Here is a 2245-nt window from a genome sequence, read left to right as displayed (position 1 = left end):
CCTGCGGCCGGGTGTGCGCGGTCTCCGGCGGCTTCACCCAGGTGCTCGCCCCGCTGGCCGAGGCGTGGGGCGTGCACGCCTACTGCGCCAACGAGCTCGAGGTGCGGGACGGGCACCTGACCGGGAGGGTGCTCGGCGACGTCGTGGACCGCGCGGCCAAGGCCGCCATGCTGCGCGCCTGGGCCGAGGACGCGGGGCTCACCCCCGAGCAGGCCGTGGGCGTGGGCGACGGCGCCAACGACATCGATCTGCTCGAGGCGGCCGGCTGCGGCGTGGCGCTGTGCGCCAAGCCGATCCTCCGGGAGCACGCGGACGTCGTCGTCGACGTGCCCTCCTTCACCCCCCTGCGGTGGCTCCTCGGTCTCTGAGCCGCCCGAGCCGAGATGCCACGAGGGCCGGATCCCACGGATCCGGCCCTCGTGGTCAGGGGTGTGGTGCGGTTCAGTCCTGCCCGAGGAAGTCCTCGGCGCCGCCCACGAGCTCGGTGTGGCCGACCTCGAGGTCGTCGCGGCCCACGAGAGAGGCGATCTCGGCGGCGAACTCCTCCACCGAGTAGAGCTTGCCGGCGGCCTCGCGGCGGGCCTCGATGGCACCGGGCTCGGCGCGGTCGAGCAGGGTGGCGGTGATGGTGCCCTCGATCATGTCGCCGGAGACCACCACAAAGCCCACGCCCTTCTCCGTGAACGCGGGGATGCGCTCGCGCAGCGCGTCCTCGCCGGCGCGCTTGGAGCGGGCCACGGGCTCGTAGGAGTCCATGGTGGCGACCTCGTCGATGAAGTGCGCCTGGTGGGAGGTCACGAACACGATCTGCCCGCCGGCGCCCATGCGCTCCAGCGCGGCGTCGGCCAGCGCGGCCTGGGCGTCACGGTTGAGCTTCAGGGCGTAGTCCTCGCCGAACTGGGACTCCATGCCGCCCGAGGCGTTGAGCACGAGCACGTCGAGTGAGCCGAAGTGCTCCACGGCGGCGTCCAGCAGCGCGGCCCGGTCCTCGGCGACGGTCACGTCGCCGCCCACGGCCACGGCGCGGCCGCCGGCCTCCTCGATCCTCTGCACCACCTTGTTCGCGCGCGGCGCCTTCTGGCGGTAGTTCACCACGACGCCCGCGCCGCGGGCGGCCAGCAGCTCGGCGGTGGCGGCTCCGATGCCGCGGGAGGAGCCGGTGACGACGACGCCGCGTCCGGCCAGGTCCTGCTCGGTCATGTTCTGTGCTTCCTGTCTGCTCAGCGGTCGGTGGTCGTCAGTGGCCCATGCCCAGGCCGCCGTCCACGGGGATCACGGCCCCGGAGATGTACGCGGCCTCGTCCGAGGCCAGCCAGCGCACGACGCCGGCCACCTCCTCCGGGGCGGCGAAGCGGCCGGCCGGGATGGACGTCTTGTACTGGGCCTTGAGCTCGTCGTCGAGGGACTGCGTCATCTCGGTGTCGATGTAGCCGGGGGCCACGACGTTCGCGGTCATGCCGCGCGCGCCGAGCTCGCGCGTGATCGAGCGGGCCATCCCGACGAGGCCGGACTTGGAGGCGGCGTAGTTGACCTGGCCGGGCGAGCCGAGCAGGCCCACCACGGAGGAGATCAGGACGATGCGGCCGCGCTTCAGGCGTATCATGCCCTTGGTGGCGCGCTGCACCACGCGGAAGGCGCCGGTGAGGTTCGTGTCGATCACCGAGGTGAAGTCATCCTCGGACATGCGCAGCAGCAGCTGGTCGTGGGTGATCCCGGCGTTGGCCACGAGCACCTCGACCGGGCCGTGGGCCTGCTCGACCTCGCGGAAGGCCGCGTCCACGGAGGCCGCGTCCGTCACGTCGGCCCGGACCGCGAGGACCCCCTCCGGCCCCTCCCCCGAGCGGGAGGTGATGGCCACGCGGTCGCCGTTCGCGGCGAACGCCCGGGCGATGGCCAGGCCGATGCCGCGGTTGCCCCCCGTGACGAGGACGCTGCGGCCGGCGGCCTGCGCGTCCGCTGCGGGCGTGGTGGTCTGATCGGCCATGGGAACACCTTCCGGACGGGACGGGACTAGACTGGAGCACCGGCGCGGCGCCGTCGACGCCGTCCTGCGGGACGCCGCCGACGGCGGGCGCGCCGGCATGTGAACCACCACTCTACGTCCGCGGCCGCGCGGGGGCCCCGCAGGGCGCGACGTGCCAGGAGGATGCGCCATGACCAGCTCCGCCGCCGGCTCCCGAGCCGGCCGTCCCGCCCACGCCGGGCGCGGGGCGACACCGGAGGTCCAGGGGGTCACCACCGCCGC

3 protein-coding genes are annotated in these 2245 nt (G+C 74.0%); 1 reads left to right on the top strand and 2 read right to left on the bottom strand.

All coding sequences use genetic code 11. The features are described 5' to 3' along the window. On the top strand, positions 1-368 hold a 368-nt coding region (locus D8M29_RS11100; RefSeq protein ID WP_148111596.1), incomplete at its 5' end, for an HAD family phosphatase. Between the two features lie 73 nt (positions 369-441). On the opposite strand, the gene D8M29_RS11095 is transcribed toward D8M29_RS11100, so the two are convergent. Together D8M29_RS11095 and D8M29_RS11090 are read right to left on the bottom strand one after the other, a co-directional pair. Continuing rightward, positions 442-1200: an SDR family oxidoreductase gene (locus tag D8M29_RS11095; protein ID WP_127435562.1), complete on the bottom strand. Its 759-nt coding sequence runs from the start codon at positions 1198-1200 to the stop codon at positions 442-444. A gap of 37 nt (positions 1201-1237) precedes the next feature. Then, complete coding sequence (locus D8M29_RS11090) at positions 1238-1984, bottom strand: beta-ketoacyl-ACP reductase (protein WP_127435563.1); 747 nt, start codon at positions 1982-1984, stop codon at positions 1238-1240. Between the last annotated feature and the right edge of the window lie 261 nt (positions 1985-2245).

It is taken from the genome of Micrococcus sp. HSID17227 (genome assembly GCF_003989405.1).
Classification (GTDB): Bacteria; Actinomycetota; Actinomycetes; order Actinomycetales; family Micrococcaceae; genus Micrococcus; species Micrococcus luteus.
The sequence above is the reverse complement of the archived record's forward strand: the minus strand, read 5'-3'. Positions and strand labels throughout refer to the sequence as shown.